This is a genomic window from Bradyrhizobium sp. SZCCHNRI3052, assembly GCF_032484895.1.
In the GTDB taxonomy this organism is placed as follows: domain Bacteria; phylum Pseudomonadota; class Alphaproteobacteria; order Rhizobiales; family Xanthobacteraceae; genus Bradyrhizobium.
Genome location: NZ_JAUETW010000014.1, coordinates 77,373 through 95,594 on the forward strand (window position 1 = coordinate 77,373; position 18,222 = coordinate 95,594).

The following is an 18,222-nucleotide window of genomic DNA, read 5'->3' on the forward strand; positions in this document are numbered from 1 at the left end:
CCTCTCGCTGTGGATGGATGCGTTACGAAGATGTCTGCGGCACGAGACGCGGGACCTTGCGGTCCCACTGCAGGGACACGGGATCGTTCGGTTTGAGTGTTGCCAGCGGCTCGCTCGCGTCGGGCGTTGGCCTGACGGCCACCAGCGTCTCGTCGCCGATCGCCACCACATATTCGCTCTGCGCGCCCATATAGGTGATCGCCAGCACGCGGCCGCGCACCTCGCCGGACTCACCGGCCACCACTGCAATGCGTTCAGGCCGCAGCGCGAAGGCATCGGCATCACCGCGCTCGCCGCTGGCGACATCGACCGGCAGCAGCAGGCCGGCGCTGGTACGGAAGTTATTGGCGTCCGCACGCCGGCCGGCCAGGATGTTGCAACGGCCGACGAAGTCGGCGACGAAGGCATCCCTGGGCGAATCATACAGCTCCTGCGGTGTGCCGATCTGGCGGACGCGGCCGCCCTCCATGACCACGAGGCGGTCGGCCATCGTCAGCGCCTCCTCGCGGTCATGCGTCACCATCAAGGTGGTCAGGCCGAGCCGCTGCTGCAGCGCGCGGATCTCGAGCCGCACCTCGGCGCGCAGCTTGGCATCGAGGTTGGACAGGGGCTCGTCGAGCAGGAAGATGCGCGGATTGATCACCAGCGCCCGCGCCAGCGCGACGCGCTGCTGCTGCCCGCCCGACAATTGCCGCGGCAGCCGGTCGGCGAGATGCGACAGCCGCACCAGCCTGAGCGCCTCCTCGATCTTCGTCTTGCGCTCGGCCGCACTGATGCCGCGCATCTCCAGGCCAAAGCCGACATTGTCGGCCGCGCTCATGTGTGGAAACAGCGCGTAGGACTGGAACACCATGCCGGTCGCACGCTTGTAGGCCGGCAGATGCGTCACGTCCTCGCGGTCGAACAGCACGCGGCCGCTCGTGGGCGGCAGGAAACCCGCGACCATGCGCAAGGTGGTCGTCTTGCCGCAGCCGGAGGGTCCGAGCAGCGCGACCAGCTCGCCCTCGCCGACGGCGAGATCGAGCCCCTCCACGCCGATCGACGTGCCGAAGCGCTTGGTCAGCTTCTCCAGGGTGAGCTGCGCCATCACACCACCCGCGACAGCTTGACGAAGCGGTCGGTCGCCACCATCAGAATGCCAACCAGCGCGATCTGCACAGTGGCGACCGCGGCGAGCGTCGGATCGATGCGGAATTCGAGGTAGTTCAGCATCGCAACCGGCAAGGTGATCCGGCCGGGACCGACCAGCAGCATCGACAGATCGAGATTCTCGAAGCTCTGGATGAACGAGAACATCGCCGCCGCGACGATGCCGGAGCGCATCATCGGCAGGGTGATACGGCGGAACACCGTGAACGGGCTGGCGCCGAGATTGGCGGCGGCCTCCTCGGCGGCACGGTCGAGCCCCTGCAGGCTGGCGACCACGAGCCGCACCGTCCACGGAATCGCCAGCAGCGTATGCGCGGCGACGAGGCCTTCCGTGGTTGCCTTGATGTCGCGGTCGAGCAGGTCCTCGGCGAGCACATAGAACATGTAGAGGCCGGAGCCGGCGACGACGCCGGGCACGGCCAGCGGCGCCAGCAGGAACGACGACAGCGCCTGGCGGCCACGGAACTCGCCCCGCACGATGGCAAGCGCCGCCGCAGTGCCAATGGGCACGCCGATCGCGGTCGCGAGCAGCGCGACCTGGAAGCTGGTCACGAGGCCACGCAGAAATTCCGGCTTGCTCAGCGCGTTCGCGTACCATTTCAGCGACAGGCCCGGCGGCGGAAAGCTCACGATCTCCTGCGCGAAGAAGCTGGTCACGACGATCATGACGACGGGCGCGAAGATGATTGCGTAGGCTGTGACGATCAGTGTCCGCACTGCGAAATGGCCGAGTGATATTTGTCCCGTAAAACGGAACAGCATTGCAGACACCTCAACAAACAGATCAGCGACTTGTGCAGCGGCATCGTAGTCGGCAGCTCCGCTGCCGCCAAGCCTGTGCCACGAGTTATCGCAATGCACATTCGCATGGGCGCAGCGACGCGGCGATCCTGACGCGTGATGCGGCGGCAGCGCCATCTTGGCGCTAGCCCCGTGCGCACGTGAAACCGTCGCCGGCGCGCTCGATTTCCGACTTTCGGAATCTTCGAGGACCGAGCAGGCGGACTTGACGCCTGCGCGACGGTCCGTCGCAACGGCGCGGATTTGAGCAATGCGTGCTCAATTCTTGCACCGGCACGATCCAATATTTTGTGCGCCCACGGACAAGCCATCCGCGCAGGCCCGCACCTAAGCTTGCCTTCGAGCTTGGACCGGGGCGACGGCACCAATGCACCGCCGGACCAGCGCGACATCATCGTTCGAAGGAGCTGGCAACATGCAGACGAGGCTATTCACTGGAGCGCGGCGGGCGTGGCTTGCCGCGCTCGGCGCCATCATCGCGGCGGGACTTCTCGCCCCCATCGACGCGCAGGCGGCGACGCCCGCGGGCTGCGCGGCGCTGAAGGAGAAATATCCGGACTGGAAGGGCAAGACGCTGGTCAACGCGATCAATCCGCACACGCCGGGCTATGAGTCGATCGACCCGAAAGACCCGAGCAAATATGTCGGCTTCGACATCGATCTCGGCGAGGCGATCGGCGACTGCCTCGGCTTCAAGCTGACCTACAAGCCGGTGACCTTCGCCGCTTTGCTGACGACCTTGGCGAGCGGCCAGGCCGACATCGTCATTTCCGACATCTACGCCACCAAGGAGCGCGCCAAGGCCGCCGACTTCATCACCTACTCCAAGGTGTTCGACGGCGTGCTAGTCGCCAAGGGCAACCCGAAGGGCATCAACGGCATCAACCTGTCGATGTGCGGCGCGGCCGCGGCCGAGAACACCGGCTATGTCGAGGTGCCGCTGATCCAGGATCTCGCGCCGAAATGCAAGGAAGCCGGAAAGCCTGAGCCGACGATCCAGCTCTACGACAACAACGCCAACTGCATCCAGGCCATCCTGGCGGGGCGCGCCGACACCTATGTCAACGACGTCAACACCGTCGACCAGGCGGTGAAGGCTTATCCGGACAAGCTGGAAAAGGCGATCGCGGTCACCATCCCCTATTCGGTCGGCATCGCCGTTCCCAAGGACAAGCCGAAGTTCCGCGACGCCGTCATGGCCGCGCTGATCGAGGTGCAGAAGGAAGGCATCCATCAGGAGCTGCTGAAGAAGTGGCAGCTCGATCCGGCGAACTTCAAGGAGCCGGATATTCTCACGGCGGACTAACAGGCGCTCCGTTCGAAGGCGGATCTGTCGCCGCAGAGACAGTGCGCTCCCCTCCCCCCACGCGAAGCGGAGCTTCGCTAGGCGGGGAGGGGTCGGGGGTGGGGGTCCACACGAAGACTCTTTGCTGGGTACCCCCCTCCCCAGCCCTCCCCCACAAGGGGGGAGGGAGCGCACCAATTCCTCGGCGAAACGTGCGCGACCCATCTACCCGACCAAACTCGTAGGGTGGGCAAAGCGCAGCGTGCCCACCAACGCTGTTCCGAAGCACCGCGGTGGGCACGGCGCTTCGCGCCTTTGCCACCCTACGTAGCCAGCAGGCCTGCCAACCGATGTCACTCTTCCTGCACTATCTCAGCATGCCGTATCTGCTGCAGGGCATCGAGCTGACCCTGCAGGTCACCGCGCTCGGCCTGATCGGCGGACTAATCCTCGGCCTCGTCCTCGCGGCCATGCAGCTCAGCCGGTTCTGGCTGCTGGCGGCGATCGCACGCGGCTACACCGTGATCTTCCGCGGCACACCCCTGATCCTGCAGATGGTGTTCGCCTACGACGCGCTGCCGCATATCGGCATCAAGCTGCCGGCGGTGCTGGCGGCGGGCCTCGCACTCGCCTGCAACGAGGCGCCGTTCATCGCCGAGATGCTGCGCTCCGGCGTGCTCGGCGTCGATCGCGGCCAGCTCCTGGCCGGCCAGGCGCTCGGCATGACGCCATCAGTGCTGATGCGCCGCATCATCGCGCCGCAGGCGATCCGCACCATGATCCCCGCCTTCGGCAACGAGGCCGTGAGCGCGCTGAAGAACTCCTCGCTCGCCTCCGTCATCGCGGTGCAGGAATTGACCTTGCGTTCGACGCAGCTCGCGTCGTCCACCTTCGACTTCTTCTCGATCTTCTTCGCCTCGGGTCTCATCTATCTCGTGCTGACCGGCGCGATCAGCGTCATCCAGCTCGCGCTGGAATGGCTGCTCGATCTCGACCGCACGGCGAAGCAGCGCAAGCTGGCGGACTACCTTGCGCTATTGCTACCCTGGCGCCGCATCGGCCACGCGACGAAGCTGGAACTCGCCGAGAAAACAGCCCCTGCCATCGAGGCCGCGCCGCCGGAGCCCGCCGAACTCAAAGAAACGCCGCCGCTAGCGCTGTCGATCGAGGATCGCGCCAGGCGCGCCGCGACGGTCGCCCGCAACAATGTCGCCGTCGAGGTCACCGGGCTGCGCAAGGCCTATGACGGCCACACCGTGCTCGACGGGCTCGATCTCACCGTGCGCATCGGCGAGGTGATCGCGCTGCTCGGCCCCTCAGGCTCCGGCAAGAGCACCCTGCTCCGCTGCATCAATCACCTGGAGAACTGGGATTCCGGTGAGATCCGCGTCGGCGGCCGCAAGCTCGGCTTTGACGAGGCCGGCCGCAAGCTGTCGCCGCGCGCGATCGCCAATGAGCGCGCCAACGTCGGCGTCGGCATGGTGTTCCAGCAGTTCAACCTGTTCGGCCATCTCACCGCGAAGGAGAATGTCGCAGGTCCCTTGCGCTGGGTGCACGGCCTGGGCCGCTTCGAGGCCGAGCGCCGCGCGGCGGAGCTGCTCGACCGCGTCGGCCTGTCGCATCGCGCCGATGCGCTGCCGCGCCATCTGTCCGGAGGCCAGCAGCAGCGCGTGGCGATTGCCCGCGCGCTGGCGCCGAACCCGAGCGTGCTGCTGCTGGACGAGCCGACCTCAGCGCTCGATCCCGAGCTCGTGGGCGAGGTGTTGGAGGTGATCCGCCGGCTCGCCATCGACGATGGGCTCACCATGATCATTTCCACGCATCAGATCCGCTTCGCCGACGAGGTCGCCGACCGCGTCGCCTTCCTCAACGGCGGCGTCATTCTCGAGCAGGGTCCGGCGCACGAGGTGCTCTCCAATCCGCGTCACCCGCTGACTGCGCGCTTCCTCTCGGTGATGGACGCCGAGCGGCCGAAGGATGCGGTCGCATGAGTTCATCCTTCACGTCAACATCAACAATCTCGCGTCCGATCTTTCATGAGGCCCTTGTATGAAGCACCATCTGCTGCCGGTGTCCCCGAAGACCATCCATTGGGGATATTTTTCCAAGGTGGTGACACCGGCTCTCACCTTGCGCTCCGGCGACCGCGCCACGATCGAGACGCTGACGCATCACGCCAACGACGACTACGAGCGCATGATCAAGGACGATCCCGGCGCCGAGAGCGTGTTCAAGTGGACGAGGGAGCACAAGGCCGTCGCGCGGCGCGGCTCCGGCCCGACCGAAGGCCCGTTCATCCGCGGCTCCGGCGAGGGCATCGGCGTGCATCTGCTCACCGGCCCGGTTGCGATCGAGAGCGCCGAGCCCGGCGACGTGCTGGAGGTGCGCATCCTCGACATCAGGCCGCGGCCGAGCCAGTGCGGCTGCCATGCCGGCAGATGCTTCGGCTCCAACGCCGCCGCCAATTGGGGCTTTCACTATCACGACCTGATCGAGGAGCCGAAGCCGCGCGAGGTCATCACCATCTACGAGCTGGACACCGCGGGGGAGCCGTTCGCCAGGGCGGTCTACAACTACGTCTGGACGCCGCAGACCGACCCCGACGGCATCGTGCATCCGACCATCGACTATCCCGGCGTGCCGGTCGACCACGCGACGATCAGGAAGCGCGAGAACATCATGCCGGGCATCAAGGTGCCGGCGCGGCTGCATTTTGGCACGATGGGGCTCGCGCCATCGGAAGCCGACTACGTGTCCTCGATCCCGCCGAGCTACACCGGCGGCAACATCGACGACTGGCGCATCGGCAAGGGCGCGCGGATGTACTATCCGGTCGCCGTGCCCGGCGCCTATTTCTCGGTCGGCGATCCTCATGCCGCGCAAGGTGACAGCGAGCTCGGCGGCACCGCGATCGAGACCTCGCTCACCGGCGACTTCGAGTTCATCCTGCACAAGAAGAACGATCTCGGCGGCACCCAGCTCGAAGGCCTCACACATCCGCTGCTCGAGACCAACGACGCCTGGTCGGTCTACGGCTTCACCTATCCGAACTATCTCGCCGAACTCGGCGCCAATGCGCAGACCGAGATCGCCAACCATTCCAGCCTCGACCGCGCCATGCGCGACGCCTTCCGCAAGCTGCGCCGCTTCCTGATGACGGTGCATCATCTCAGCGAGGACGAGGCGATCTCGCTGTTGTCGGTCGGCGCCGATTTCGGCGTCACCCAGGTGGTGGACGCCAATTGGGGCGTGCATGGCACGATCCGCAAGAACGTGTTCCGGTGTGAGTGAGGTCGACGTCGGGCACCCTCTCGCCCAGCGCAAGGTGCGCTCCCTCCCCCGCTTGCGGGGGAGGGTCGGGGTGGGGGCGCCCCAAGCGACACCGCCGCTGTGGACCCCCACCCCTAACCCCTCCCCGCAAGGGGAGGGGAACAGACCGCGCGCGCGGCGACAGCCCCAGCGACAACGACACCAGGAGCCGACGACTGACGCGCACCGAAACGCCGATGCCAAAACGACAAACGGTCAAGCTCATCTGGCACGGGGGTTGCTTCGCGTTCCCGGACCCGGGGCGTGCCATGAGTTTTCGTCCGTTCACCAGCGAATCCTATTCCGAGGGCGAGCGTCCGGAGGCGTGGCGCGACGTGCTGAATGCGGTCGGGCTGCAGCCCGCGGCGAAGACGCCATTCTATGATGGCCATGCCACCGCCTCGCATCGCCATGCGCCGGGCATCGCGCTCTCGCGGCTGTCGGCCGGCGCGCAGGTGGTCACTGCGGTTCCGCAGCCCCACGAAGACCTGCCGATCGTGCTGCTGGCGATCGAGGACGGCGCCGTGCTCCGGAGCGGCGACAGCCACCGCATCGTGCCCGCGGGGCATCTGATGCTGCTGCCGCGCACGGGAGACTGGGGGATCGCCTTCCAGCGCGACCTGCGCGCGATCGTGCTGTCGGTGACGGCGGACGCCCTGCATGGCCGCATCAGCGGCAAGCTGAAATTGGCCAGGCCCCAGGTGATCGCGCCGAGCGGTCTTGCCGACGTGGTCTGCCGCACCATCGAGGCCACCGCGCGGGCGCTCGAAACCCTCAGCGATGCCGAATGGAGCACGGTCGCACAGAGCCTGGTCGATCTGCTGCTGACGCTCGCCCATCAACAAGCGGTGCCGGCAACGGAGGCCGGCAGCAGCGCGACGCAGGCCGCGATCCTTCACCGGATCTGCCAGACCATCGAGCGGCGGCTCGACGATGCCGAGCTGACGCCGGCGCGGGTGGCCCAGGCCGAAGGCATCTCAGAGCGCTATCTGCAGAAATTGTTCGAAGGCGCTGGTGATAATTTCAGTCACTACGTGAGGGAACGGCGGCTGCAGCGGGCCTGGACCGACCTGTCCAATCCGGCCGAAGCCAACCATTCGATCTCGGAGATCGCCTATCGCTACGGCTTCGCCGATTCGGCACATTTCAGCCGCAGCTTCCGCGCCCGCTTCGGCCTGTCGCCGCGCGAGTTCCGGCAGCAGAAGGCCGAGCAGGCGATCACGTCGGCGACTCCGCGCGGCCAGCGCGGCTGGCCGCAGGACGCGCTGGCGCAGCAGCGCGTCTGCGAGAGGCCGGCGTCAACCAGGAGCGACATCGCCCTACCCGCGCCGGCCAACGACCAGGATGCGCGGCGGCATCACCATCATCTCGCGGTGTCGGCCGAACGGGTGCATTGGGGCTATTTCAGCCGCTCGCTGCCGCCGCAGATCGAAATCGCATCCGGCGACACGATCACGGTGGAGACGCTGACCCAGCATGCCTCCGATGATCCCGAGCTGATGATCGCAGGCGATGCCGCTGCGCTCAGCGTGTTCGGCTGGACCAAGGCCAAGAAGAACGTCGACCGCCGCGGCGCCGGTCCGATGGACGCCAGCGTGTTCGGCCGCGGCGCCGGCGAAGGCTTTGGCGTCCACATCTGCACCGGCCCGGTCGCGATCAAGGACGCGCAGCCCGGCGACGTGCTCGAAGTTCGCATCCTCGACATCGTGCCGCGGCCAAGCAAGAGCAGGACGCATGAAGGCCGTGTGTTCGGCTCCAGCGTCGCGGCGTGGTGGGGCTATCACTACAACGAACTGATTGCAGCACCGGCGCCGCGCGAGGCGGTGACGATCTACGAGATCTTTGCCGGCGATCCCGAGCCGCATGCGCGCGCGCTCTATTCCTACCGCTGGGAGCCGCAGACCGATCCGGCCGGAGTCGTCCACGCGACCTACGACTATCCCGGTGTGCCGGTGGCGCCCGGCAGCATCAAGCGCCGCCACGGCGTGCTCGACAACATCCGCATTCCGCTGCGGCCGCATTTCGGCGTGATCGCGGTGGCGCCGCGCGAGGTCGACTTCGTCGATTCGATTCCGCCGTCCTATTTCGGCGGCAATCTTGACAATTGGCGGCTGGGCAAGGGCGCGACCGTGTATCTCCCCGTCGCGGTTCCCGGTGCGCTGCTGTCGGTCGGCGACCCCCACGCCACGCAAGGCGACGGCGAGCTCGGCGGCACGGCGATCGAATGCTCGATGACTGGCACGTTCCAGGTCATCCTGCACAAGAAGGCGCAGCTCGCGGGGAAGCCGTTCGCCGATCTCTCTTACCCGCTGATCGAGACCGCGACCGACTGGGTGCTGACCGGCTTCAGCCACCCGAACTATCTCGCCGAGTTCGGCGCGCAAGGCCAAAGCGAGGTCTACGCGACCTCCTCGCTCGACCTCGCGATGAAGGATGCCTTCCGCAAGATGCGCCGCTTCCTGATGCACATCAAAGGCCTCAGCGAGGACGAGGCGGTCGCGCTGATGTCGGCGGCGGTGGACTTCGGCGTCACGCAGGTCGTCGACGGCAATTGGGGCGTGCACGCGATCCTGAGCAAGCGGCTGTTCGAGGATGCGGGCTGACTCTCGATCCAATCGCTGCGTCCCGGAATTCCGTCATTGCGAGCGAAGCGACTTGTCCGCCGAAGCTCGAAGAGCGAAGGCGGAAGCAATCCAGGGCGTCACGCTCGGCCCTGGATTGCTTCGTCGCTTCGCTCCTCGCAATGACGACTAATGTTGTGTTTCGAGCGAAGCCCCGAACAAAGGACCATCCCTATGCAGTTCCACATGATCTCCGGTGCGACCAGGCCGGTGGCGCCGTTCAGCCACGCGGTCGAAACCGACGGCTTCGTGTTCGTCACCGGCCAGATGCCGGACTCGCCGGAGGCGCCGGGCGTGCTGCCGGAGGGGATCGTGGATCAGACAAAGGCGGTGATGCAGAACTTGAAGTACATCCTCCAAGGTCTCAACCTTGGCCTCGAACATATTGTGATGTCTCGGATTTACCTGACCGAGTTCAAGCGCGATTACGCGGCGATGAATGAAACCTATCGTTCATTCTTCCCGCCGGACCGGCTGCCGGCCCGCACCTGCGTCGGCGTCACCGGTCTTGCCTATGACGCGCTGATCGAGATCGATCTGGTCTGCCGAAGACCATAGTACCCATTGGTAAACATCTCCTCAACGCGAGGCCCCGTCATTCGATCCGGGCTGGGGAGCGTCCCGCTGTTGCCGATTGTGTGCCGAGGCCCGGCGGTGTCAATTCGCCGGACCATCAGGCGGGATCGGGGAGTGCCATGCCGTATCAGTTTTCCAATCGTCAGCAGATCCGCAAGCCGGCGGTGACCAGCAAGGGCGGCATTGTCGCGGCGCAGTCACGGCGCGCCGCCGAGGTCGGGGCCGAGGTGCTGGCCGCAGGCGGCGACTGCGTCGATGCCGTGGTGGCGACCGGCTTTGCGCTCGGCGTGCTCGAGCCGTGGATGAGCGGCCTCGGCGGCGGCGGCGCCATGCTGCTGTACCGCGCCAGGGACAACCACGTCGAGGTGATCGACTACGGCATGCGCGCGCCCGACAGCCTTGATGCCGCGGACTATCCGCTGGCCAATGACGGCAGCGTCGCGGCAGACATCTTTCCCTGGCCCCGCGTCAAGGACGACCGCAATCTGCACGGCCCCGGCGCGATCGCAGTGCCCGGCGTCGTCGCGGGCATGGAGGCGGCGCATCGCCGCTACGCGCGGCTGCCGTGGCAGGATCTCGTCACGCCGAGCGTGAAGCTCGCCGCCGAGGGCTTGCTGGTGGACTGGTGGACCACCGTGATGATCTCGAGCTGCGCCGCCGACCTGCGCCGCTATCCCGGCAGCGCCGCGGCCTATCTGAAGGATGGCTTGCCGCCGAATCCGCAATGGGGCGCCAAGGCGGTGACGCGGCTGCCGCAGGAGCAGCTGAAGGCGACGCTGGCACATCTTGCCAGCGCCGGCGCGCGCGACTTCTACCGCGGCGACATCGCCCGCTCGCTGACCCGCGACATCCAGGCCGCCGGCGGCGCGCTCTCGGTGGATGACCTCGCCGCGTTCGAGGCGCATGTCCGCGATCCCCTGCGCATCCCCTATCGCGGCGGCACGGTGTTCGCGACGCCGGAGCTGACGGCCGGCCCGACGCTGGCTCACGCGCTGCGGCTGATGCAGGCGCGCGTGACGGCATCGGGCAAGGCTCCGGATGCAAGCACGTTCATCGCCTATGCCGAGGCGGTGCAGTCGGCGTACCGCGAACGGCTGAACGACATGGGCGATGCGCCTGGCAAGCGCGCGCTTGGCGCCGAATATCTCGCGCCGGCCTGCACCACGCACTATTCGGTGGTGGACCGCGACGGCAACATGGCGGCGGTGACGCAGACGCTGCTGTCGGGCTTCGGCTCGAAATTCCAGGCGCCGCAGAGCGGCATCATGATGAACAACGGCATCATGTGGTTCGACCCGACGCCCGGCACCACGAACTCGCTGGCTCCGGGCAAGCGCTGCCTCACCAACTACACGCCGGTGGTGGCGCAGGCCGCCGATGGCCGTCGCCTCGCCCTCGGCGCCTCCGGCGGCCGCCGCATCCTGCCCGCCGTGGCACAGATGCTGTCCTTCGTGATGGACTTTGGCATGGATCTCGATACGGCGATCCACCAGCCGCGCATCGACGCCAGCGAAGGTGACGTGGTCGGCGCCGACACCCGGCTGCCGGCGGAGGTGATGGACGTGCTGACAGCGAAGTTCGAGACCGTGCCGGCGCCGGTGCAAACCATGCCGATGAAGTTCGCCTGCCCCAGCATCGTGCTGCGCCAGGGCGACGTGAACAGCGGCGCCACCGAGATCGCGCACGCCTGGGGCGATGCGGTGGCCGAGCGCTGAGGCGATCAGCGCCGGATTCGAGATATCGCCACGATGACGGTGAACTCCCCTCCCCCTTGCGGGGAGGGGTCGGGGGTGGGGGTCCACGAGTCACGCTCGATGTGAGGAGCGCTGAAGCTCCGCGGCTCCGCGAAGACCATCACCATCGTTGACGCAGGACGCGCTTCCGGCACGTCGCAAGCGGATATCCTGATCCGCGCTTCAAATGGACTCGCATCCTGGGAAATATCGACAGCGCACGTAGTCAAGTTCAGCGCCCGGGGACCCCCACCCCCACCCCCTCCCCGCAAGGGGGAGGGGAGATGAGGTCGCTGCGCCGTCACCGCAGAACGCATGCACGGAGCACGGGGCGAGCGCTGCAATCGACGCTACTTGAGATCACCCCACCAGCGCCTGCACCAACCCACTCTCCGCATCCGCCAGTTCATCGATCACATCGAAATGGTGCCGGTCCGGCGCCTCGACATACGCGGTCGTCGCCCCCAGCCCGATCCAGATATTCGCGAGCAATTGCGCCTGGCGGCGGAATTCGTTGCGCTCGGCGCCGCCGACCCAGGCAGTGACCTTGACGTGATCGATCGGCACCAGCAGCGCGGGGCTCTCCTTCGCAGCCGTGGCGTCGTCGATGTGCAGCGTCTCGTTCATCGCGGTCCGCTGCAGCGGGCGCAGATCGTGCAGGCCGGAGATCGAGACCACGCTGGTGATGCGCCCCTGTCGCTCGGGCGGCAGTGGCGCGCCGCGGCAGATCATGCGGCTGACGAGATGGCCGCCGGCGGAGTGGCCGGTCAAAGCCACGGGACCTGCGACCTCGTCCATCACGCGCGCGATGGCCTGCGCCACATCCGTCGAAATATCGGCGATGCCGACCTCGGGACACAGCCGGTACGACGGCATCGCCACGGCATGGCCGCGCGCGATAGGCCCCCGCGCAAGATGCGACCAGAAGCTCTTGTCCAGCCGCATCCAATAGCCGCCATGCACGAACACGACGAGCCCCTTCGGCGCCCCCTCCGGCAGGAACAGATCGAGGCGCTGCCGGTCATGCGCGCCATAGGCGATGTCGAGCTTGGCACGGCCCTGCCCCACCATGTCGGCGCGATAGCTCTCCGCCGGCGCCACCCACAGCCCGGGCCAGCGCTCGCCGCCGGCGATGTTCGGGCCGTTGGCGTAAGCGTTGTCCCAGTCCTTGACGGCATAGAGCATGAGGATCTCCTGATCGATTGATGTGCGCGCGGGCTCACAGCCCGGTGCGCAGCTTCCAGAGTTCGGGGAACAAAACGATCTCCAGCATCTTGCGCAGATAGTTGACGCCGCTGGTGCCCCCGGTGCCGGTCTTGAAGCCGATGATGCGCTCCACCGTGGTGACGTGGTTGAAGCGCCAGCGGCGGAAATAATCCTCGAAATCGACCAGCTTCTCGGCGAGCTCATACAGCTCCCAATGCCGCTGCGGATCGCGGTAGACGCTGGTCCAGGCCGCCGCGACCTCCGCGCTCTCAGCGCGCGTGCCGCGCCAGTCGGTGCGCTGGCCGTCGGCGCCGGTGAAGAAGCCGCGCCGCGCCAACAGCCGCAGCGCTTCGTCGTACAGACTGGGCTTCGCCAGGATCGCTTCCAGCTCGGCGGTCAGCTCCGGATGATGGGCATGCGGGCGCAGCATCGCGAGATTGCGGTTGCCGAGCAGGAATTCGATCGAACGATACTGGAACGATTGGAAGCCGGAGGACTCGCCGAGCTTGTCGCGGAACAACGTGTACTCGCTCGGCGTCATCGTGCGCAGCACGTCCCAGGCGCCGTTGAGCTGCTCGAAGATGCGTGACACCCGCGTCAGCATCTTGAACGCCGGCTGCACGTCGTCTTTGGCGATCGCGGCCATCGCCGCCTTGATCTCGTGGATCGCGAGCTTCATCCACAATTCGGAGGTCTGGTGCTGGATGATGAACAGCAGCTCGTCATGCGCGGTCGAGAGCGGCGCCTGCGCATCGAGCAGGCGATCCAGCATCAGATAGTCGCCATAGGACATCCGACCCTTGAAGTTCATCCGCGCACCCTCGGTGGCGGGATCGTAGGGCGCGCTGCTCACGTCACGAGCTCCTTCTGGCGATAGTCGGGCCTGTCCCACAGACTGTTGTCGAGGACCTCCGCGAGGATGCCCACGGCGCCGCGCACCTCGGCCTCGCCGATATAGAGCGGCGTGAAGCCGAAGCGCAGCGCGTCCGGCGCGCGGAAGTCGCCGATCACGCCGCGCGCGATCAGCGCGCGCATGATCGCATAGCCGTCCGGGTGGCGGAACGACACCTGGCTACCGCGCTGCGTCGCATCACGCGGTGACGCCAAGGTCAGCGACGGACAGCGCTTCTCGACCTCGGCGATGAACAATTCCGACAGCGCGATCGAAGCCGCGCGCACGTCCGGCATCGACACGCCGTCCCAGGCGTCGAGCGCGGCATCGAGCGCGGCGAGCGCAATGATCGGCGGCGTTCCGATGCGCATGCGCTCGATGCCGCCGCCGGGGCGGTAGTCGAGATCGAAGGCGAACGGCGCCTCGTGCCCCATCCAGCCGGACAACGCCGGCGGCGCGATGTCTGCGTAACGCGGCGCGACATAGATGAAGGCCGGCGCGCCGGGACCGCCATTGAGATATTTGTAGGTGCAGCCGACCGCGAAGTCGGCCTCGGCGCCGGCGAGGTCGACCGGCACGGCGCCGGCGGAATGCGCGAGGTCCCACACCGTGAGCGCGCCGGCCGCGTGCGCCTTCTTCGTCAGCGCGGCCATGTCGTGCATGCGGCCGGTGCGGTAATCCACCTCGGTCAGCATCAGCACGGCGACGCTGTCGTCGATCGCCGCCTCCACCTGCTCGGGCTCGACCACCTTCAAGGTGGCGCGGTCGCCGAGCATGCGGACCAGGCCCTGCGCCATATAGAGATCGGACGGGAAGTTGCCGCTGTCGGACAGGATCACGCGGCGGCCCGGATTGAGCGACAGCGCGGCGGCGAGCGCCTGATACACCTTGATCGAGAGCGTATCGCCCATCACGACCGTGCCGGGCGCGGCCCCGATCAGCCGGGCGATGCGATCGCCGACCCGGCGCGGCTGCACCATCCATCCGGCGGTGTTCCAGCCGCGGATCAGCTCCTGTCCCCACTCCGCTTCGATCATGCGGCCAACGCGGGCGGGCACGGCCGACGGCAGCGCGCCGAGCGAATTGCCATCGAGATAGATGACCCCTTCAGGTATCGTGAAGAGCGATCGGGTCCTGGAAAAATCGGTCATGCGGCTCCTGCTTCGTTCACGGCCTGAATGCATGATTCGCGCCGGGGCAGGCCAGATCAAGCCGGTCCCATCGCCACCGGCACCGCGCGGGCCGCATGGCTCGCGAAGACGTGACGATGGCGACACAATCCAGCCGGTCGATCGCCGCCGGCCGGTGACATTGACGCGCCACGGCAGGCTTGTCACGGGCGGCGCGTGGCGCATGATAGATCGATCTGAACTGCCGATGGAGCACAACATGCGCATTCTGGTGCCGCTCGTCCTGCTGATGGCGCTGCTGATGCACCCTGCCGAGGCTGCCGACGCCAGCGCGGCGCAGAGCGTCATTCGCGCCCAGGAACAGGCTTTGGCGCGCGACGACGGAGCGACCGCCTATGCCCAAGCCGCGCCGGAGATCCAGGCGCTGTTTCCGAGCGTCGAGATCTTCATGAGCATGGTCAAAAGCGGCTATCCGCCGGTCTATCGCCATCGCAGCTTCGAATTCGGCGCCGCGCAGGTCGAGGAAGGCAGCATCGCGCAGCGCGTGCACATCGTCGATGCCGAAGGCGAGGCGTGGGAGGCTCTGTACACGTTGCGGACCCAGCCCGACGGCAGCCTCAGGATCACCGGCTGTTCGCTGTTGAAGACGGGCCAGTCGGTCTAGCGCTGAGCGGCTACGTCACGCCGAAGCGCTTCTTGAACTGCTCGACATTGATGAGGCCGCGGCCGTGGCGGCCGTCGCCGATCTTCACGTCGCCATGATAGGCCTCGACCGAGAAGCGGATGACGCGGCGCTCGACCTCGATCACCTCGGCGACCGTGCGGATGGTCGCGCCGACCGGCGACGCCGCCAGATGGCGGACGTTGACCTCGGTGCCGACCGTGACCCAGCCCGGCGGCAGTGCCGGGTTGATGGCATCGCCCGACGTCATCTCCATCTCCAGGATCATCATCGGCGTCGCATAGACCATCGGCATGTGCGGCACGAAATGCCCGACGGTGCGCTCCGGCGGCACGACGAGCAAACGCTCGGCGCGCATGCCCGGCTTGATGAACTCACGTGCGTCCATGGCTGCTCCGAACTGTGCTGTCGTCCCGGACAAGCGCGCGGCACGCGCGCGCCGATCCGGGATCCATACGCCGTGGCGGTCGTGATGGGCAAAGGGCCAATGACCAGCGTGCCTCGAACCGCTCCCTGGGGGTATGGGTCCCGGCGCCTTGCGCGCAATTGCGCGCTAGGCCGGGACGACGGCGGTGATCGTCGAGACAGATGTCATAGCCTCGCTTTCGCCAGGACGACGGCCAACTACTTCTTCTGCTCGGCCAGGCGTTCGACGAAGGTCTTGCCGCCCTTCATCTTGTGCGTCAGCGGTGCCTCGTTGATCTGGATCACCACCGCTTCCGGATCGACGCCGAGATGCGTCACCAGGGCCTTGGTGATGTCGCGCATCATGTTGGCCTTCTGCTCGTTGGTGCGGCCGGCGGCCATGCTCACGGTGATCTCGGGCATTCGTTGCTCCCTGTTAGTTATCCCAGCCGCGTCATTGCCGGGCTTGCCCCGGCAATCCATCTCTTGAAATCTGCGGCCATCGTTTGAAGGATGGATACGCGGGTCAAGCCCGCGTATGACGAATCCCCTACGCCCAGCTCACGTCATGACGCGCGAGCACCTCGCGGACGCCGGCGACGAGCTCGTCCTCCTTGCAGGAGAACTGCGCCGGGCGGCTCTCGCGCCATTCCTGGTTGGAGGCGATTGCGGCCGCCGCCTTGGCGCCCTCGATCAGGTCCTTGATCTGCACCTCGCCGCGCGCCTTCTCGTCACTGCCCTGGATGATGACGCAGGGCGCGTTGCGGCGGTCGGCATATTTGAGCTGGTTGCCCATGTTCTTCGGGTTGCCGAGATAGAGTTCGGCGCGGATGCCGTGATTGCGCAGGGTCGATACCATCTTCTGATAATCGGCAACGCGGTCGCGATCGAACACGGTGACGACCACCGGCCCGAACGCTGGCCGCGTGTCGAGCTTGCCGAGCATCGTCAGTGCCGCCTGCAGGCGCGACACGCCGATCGAGAATCCGGTCGCCGGCACCGGCTCGCCGCGGAAGCGCGAGACGAGACCGTCATAACGGCCACCGCCGCCGACCGAGCCGAAGCGCACGGGACGGCCCTTCTCGTCCTTGGTCTCGAGCAGGAGCTCAACTTCGTAAACAGGGCCGGTGTAGTATTCGAGGCCGCGGACGACGGACGGTTCAACCCGAACGCGGCTATAGCCATAGCCGGCCGTGCTGCACAGCTTGGCGATCTCGGTGAGCTCGTTGATCCCTTCGGCATAGGCCGGCGAGGACATGAACAACGTCTGCTGAGCTACGCTCTCCAAAACCTGAGCGTTGAACTGCAAATCCTGTTCCTCGCTTTGGATTTGCGGCTCCGCGACCTTCATCTCAAAGAAGGCCAGCAAGGAGTCGATCTGGCTTTCAGTCAGACCCGCGCCCTTAGTGAAATCGCCCTTACCGACTTCACCGCCATCCCAGCGGCCCTCGCCGAGCAGCTTCTTTATTTCAGACACCGGAAACTTGTCGGCCTTGTCGATCGCTCTGAGTACGGTGAGCCGACGCCCTACGTGCTCCTCGCCACCAACGCCGATCGCCTCCATCACACCGTCGAGCACCTTGCGATTGTTCACCTTCACCACATACGAGCCACGCGGAATCCCGAGCGCCTCCATCGTGTCGGCCGCCATCATGCACATCTCGGCGTCCGCCGCCGGCGACGCGGAGCCGACCGTGTCGGCGTCGAACTGCATGAACTGGCGGAAGCGGCCCGGGCCGGGCTTCTCGTTGCGGAAGACGTAGCCCGAGCGATAACTGCGATAGGGCAGTACGAGGCCATCAGTGCCGTAGCGTTCACCGACGTAGCGCGCCAGCGGCGCGGTCAGGTCGTAGCGCAGGCTGATCCACTGCTCGTCATCGTCCTGGAACGAGAACACGCCTTCGTTCGGACGGTCCTGGTCGGGCAGGAACTTGCCGAGCGCATCGGTGTATTCGAATGCCGGCGTCTCCACCGGCTCGAAGCCGTAGCGCTCATAGACGGCGCGGATCTTCTCGGCCATCTCGCGCGTGGCGGCTATTGCCGCGGGGCCGCGATCCTCGAGCCCGCGCGGCAGCCGCGCCTTCAGCTTCTGGGGTTTCTTCGGTTTGTCGGACATGGGGACCGGAACGTAGGGTGGGCCAAGCGCAGCGGGCCCACCATGGCTGATAAACGCCGAAGTGGTGGGCACGGTCCGCTACGCGGCCCTTTGCCCACCCTACGGGATGGAATGCGTTGCTTGGTTGGTAGCAGCCGGGGCGCGGGGCGGCAACCCGAAGGCCGATCACACGCTGGCGCGTGGCACCGTTTCCAGCATTTCAGTAAGAGCCAAGCTTGCGCCGCGCATTCAGTGCGCCGCCTCCCCCGCTTGCGGGGGAGGGTTGGGGTGGGGGCGCCCCAACGGCGGTCTTTACGGGGCTTCCCCCTCCCAGCCCT

15 protein-coding genes are annotated in these 18,222 nt (G+C 66.7%); 7 read left to right on the forward strand and 8 right to left on the reverse strand.

Translation table 11 applies throughout. From position 1 onward, the window contains the following. Positions 1–22: 22 nt before the first annotated feature. On the reverse strand, positions 23–1,087 hold the full coding sequence (locus tag QW887_RS29045) for an ABC transporter ATP-binding protein (RefSeq protein WP_315713573.1): 1,065 nt from the start codon (positions 1,085–1,087) through the stop codon (positions 23–25). Then, positions 1,087–1,911: an ABC transporter permease gene (locus QW887_RS29050; protein WP_315713574.1), complete on the reverse strand. Its 825-nt coding sequence runs from the start codon at positions 1,909–1,911 to the stop codon at positions 1,087–1,089. The genes QW887_RS29045 and QW887_RS29050 overlap by 1 nt, the downstream gene beginning before the upstream one ends. Positions 1,912–2,365: 454 nt before the next feature. Here QW887_RS29050 and QW887_RS29055 point away from each other — a divergent pair, with 454 nt between their 5' ends. From QW887_RS29055 to QW887_RS29080, 6 genes are all read left to right on the forward strand, one after another. After that, positions 2,366–3,256: an ABC transporter substrate-binding protein gene (locus QW887_RS29055; RefSeq protein ID WP_315713575.1), complete on the forward strand. Its 891-nt coding sequence runs from the start codon at positions 2,366–2,368 to the stop codon at positions 3,254–3,256. Between the two features lie 329 nt (positions 3,257–3,585). Beyond that, positions 3,586–5,226 carry an amino acid ABC transporter permease/ATP-binding protein gene (locus QW887_RS29060; RefSeq protein ID WP_315713576.1) on the forward strand — a complete coding sequence of 547 codons (1,641 nt, stop codon included), beginning with the start codon at positions 3,586–3,588 and terminating at the stop codon, positions 5,224–5,226. A 58-nt stretch (positions 5,227–5,284) separates the two neighbouring features. Beyond that, positions 5,285–6,526: an acetamidase/formamidase family protein gene (locus tag QW887_RS29065; protein ID WP_315713577.1), complete on the forward strand. Its 1,242-nt coding sequence runs from the start codon at positions 5,285–5,287 to the stop codon at positions 6,524–6,526. A 287-nt stretch (positions 6,527–6,813) separates the two neighbouring features. Then, positions 6,814–9,147: an acetamidase/formamidase family protein gene (locus QW887_RS29070; protein ID WP_316184122.1), complete on the forward strand. Its 2,334-nt coding sequence runs from the start codon at positions 6,814–6,816 to the stop codon at positions 9,145–9,147. A gap of 192 nt (positions 9,148–9,339) precedes the next feature. After that, positions 9,340–9,723 carry a RidA family protein gene (locus tag QW887_RS29075; protein ID WP_315801983.1) on the forward strand — a complete coding sequence of 128 codons (384 nt, stop codon included), beginning with the start codon at positions 9,340–9,342 and terminating at the stop codon, positions 9,721–9,723. A gap of 137 nt (positions 9,724–9,860) precedes the next feature. After that, complete coding sequence (locus QW887_RS29080; protein ID WP_315713580.1) at positions 9,861–11,456, forward strand: gamma-glutamyltransferase; 1,596 nt, start codon at positions 9,861–9,863, stop codon at positions 11,454–11,456. Positions 11,457–11,834: 378 nt separating this feature from the next. On the opposite strand, the gene QW887_RS29085 is transcribed toward QW887_RS29080, so the two are convergent. Genes QW887_RS29085 through kynU form a run of 3 tightly spaced genes read right to left on the reverse strand, consistent with a single transcriptional unit; the run spans position 11,835 to position 14,723 of the window. After that, positions 11,835–12,659 (reverse strand): alpha/beta hydrolase, encoded by an 825-nt coding sequence (locus QW887_RS29085; RefSeq protein WP_316195608.1) that lies wholly within the window; start codon positions 12,657–12,659, stop codon positions 11,835–11,837. Between the two features lie 34 nt (positions 12,660–12,693). Further along, complete coding sequence (gene kynA / locus QW887_RS29090; RefSeq protein WP_315754423.1) at positions 12,694–13,533, reverse strand: tryptophan 2,3-dioxygenase; 840 nt, start codon at positions 13,531–13,533, stop codon at positions 12,694–12,696. Continuing rightward, a complete protein-coding gene (gene kynU / locus QW887_RS29095; protein WP_315754425.1) occupies positions 13,530–14,723 on the reverse strand; it encodes a kynureninase in 1,194 nt (397 codons plus the stop codon). Before kynU ends, kynA begins: the two co-directional genes overlap by 4 nt. Positions 14,724–14,961: 238 nt before the next feature. Here kynU and QW887_RS29100 point away from each other — a divergent pair, with 238 nt between their 5' ends. Further along, complete coding sequence (locus QW887_RS29100) at positions 14,962–15,366, forward strand: DUF4864 domain-containing protein (protein WP_316195610.1); 405 nt, start codon at positions 14,962–14,964, stop codon at positions 15,364–15,366. A gap of 10 nt (positions 15,367–15,376) precedes the next feature. Here the strand turns inward: QW887_RS29100 and QW887_RS29105 are convergent, their stop codons facing one another. From QW887_RS29105 to hisS, 3 genes are all read right to left on the reverse strand, one after another. Then, on the reverse strand, positions 15,377–15,772 hold the full coding sequence (locus QW887_RS29105) for a thioesterase family protein (protein WP_316195612.1): 396 nt from the start codon (positions 15,770–15,772) through the stop codon (positions 15,377–15,379). Positions 15,773–16,008: 236 nt separating this feature from the next. Next, positions 16,009–16,272: a tautomerase family protein gene (locus QW887_RS29110; protein ID WP_316195615.1), complete on the reverse strand. Its 264-nt coding sequence runs from the start codon at positions 16,270–16,272 to the stop codon at positions 16,009–16,011. A 67-nt stretch (positions 16,273–16,339) separates the two neighbouring features. Next, positions 16,340–17,905, reverse strand: coding sequence for a histidine--tRNA ligase (hisS, locus tag QW887_RS29115; protein ID WP_316195617.1), 1,566 nt, complete (start codon positions 17,903–17,905; stop codon positions 16,340–16,342). Between the last annotated feature and the right edge of the window lie 317 nt (positions 17,906–18,222).

Excerpts from the sequence above, each read along its gene's own strand:
- QW887_RS29045 (WP_315713573.1), bottom strand. The coding sequence starts at position 1,087 with ATGGCGCAGCTCACCCTGGAGAAGCTGACCAAGCGCTTCGGCACGTCG.
- QW887_RS29050 (WP_315713574.1), bottom strand. The coding sequence starts at position 1,911 with ATGCTGTTCCGTTTTACGGGACAAATATCACTCGGCCATTTCGCAGTG.
- QW887_RS29055 (WP_315713575.1), top strand. The coding sequence starts at position 2,366 with ATGCAGACGAGGCTATTCACTGGAGCGCGGCGGGCGTGGCTTGCCGCG.
- QW887_RS29060 (WP_315713576.1), top strand. The coding sequence starts at position 3,586 with ATGTCACTCTTCCTGCACTATCTCAGCATGCCGTATCTGCTGCAGGGC.
- QW887_RS29065 (WP_315713577.1), top strand. The coding sequence starts at position 5,285 with ATGAAGCACCATCTGCTGCCGGTGTCCCCGAAGACCATCCATTGGGGA.
- QW887_RS29070 (WP_316184122.1), top strand. The coding sequence starts at position 6,814 with ATGAGTTTTCGTCCGTTCACCAGCGAATCCTATTCCGAGGGCGAGCGT.
- QW887_RS29075 (WP_315801983.1), top strand. The coding sequence starts at position 9,340 with ATGCAGTTCCACATGATCTCCGGTGCGACCAGGCCGGTGGCGCCGTTC.
- QW887_RS29080 (WP_315713580.1), top strand. The coding sequence starts at position 9,861 with ATGCCGTATCAGTTTTCCAATCGTCAGCAGATCCGCAAGCCGGCGGTG.
- QW887_RS29085 (WP_316195608.1), bottom strand. The coding sequence starts at position 12,659 with ATGCTCTATGCCGTCAAGGACTGGGACAACGCTTACGCCAACGGCCCG.
- kynU (WP_315754425.1), bottom strand. The coding sequence starts at position 14,723 with ATGACCGATTTTTCCAGGACCCGATCGCTCTTCACGATACCTGAAGGG.
- QW887_RS29100 (WP_316195610.1), top strand. The coding sequence starts at position 14,962 with ATGCGCATTCTGGTGCCGCTCGTCCTGCTGATGGCGCTGCTGATGCAC.
- QW887_RS29105 (WP_316195612.1), bottom strand. The coding sequence starts at position 15,772 with ATGGACGCACGTGAGTTCATCAAGCCGGGCATGCGCGCCGAGCGTTTG.
- QW887_RS29110 (WP_316195615.1), bottom strand. The coding sequence starts at position 16,272 with ATGGATTGCCGGGGCAAGCCCGGCAATGACGCGGCTGGGATAACTAAC.
- hisS (WP_316195617.1), bottom strand. The coding sequence starts at position 17,905 with ATGTCCGACAAACCGAAGAAACCCCAGAAGCTGAAGGCGCGGCTGCCG.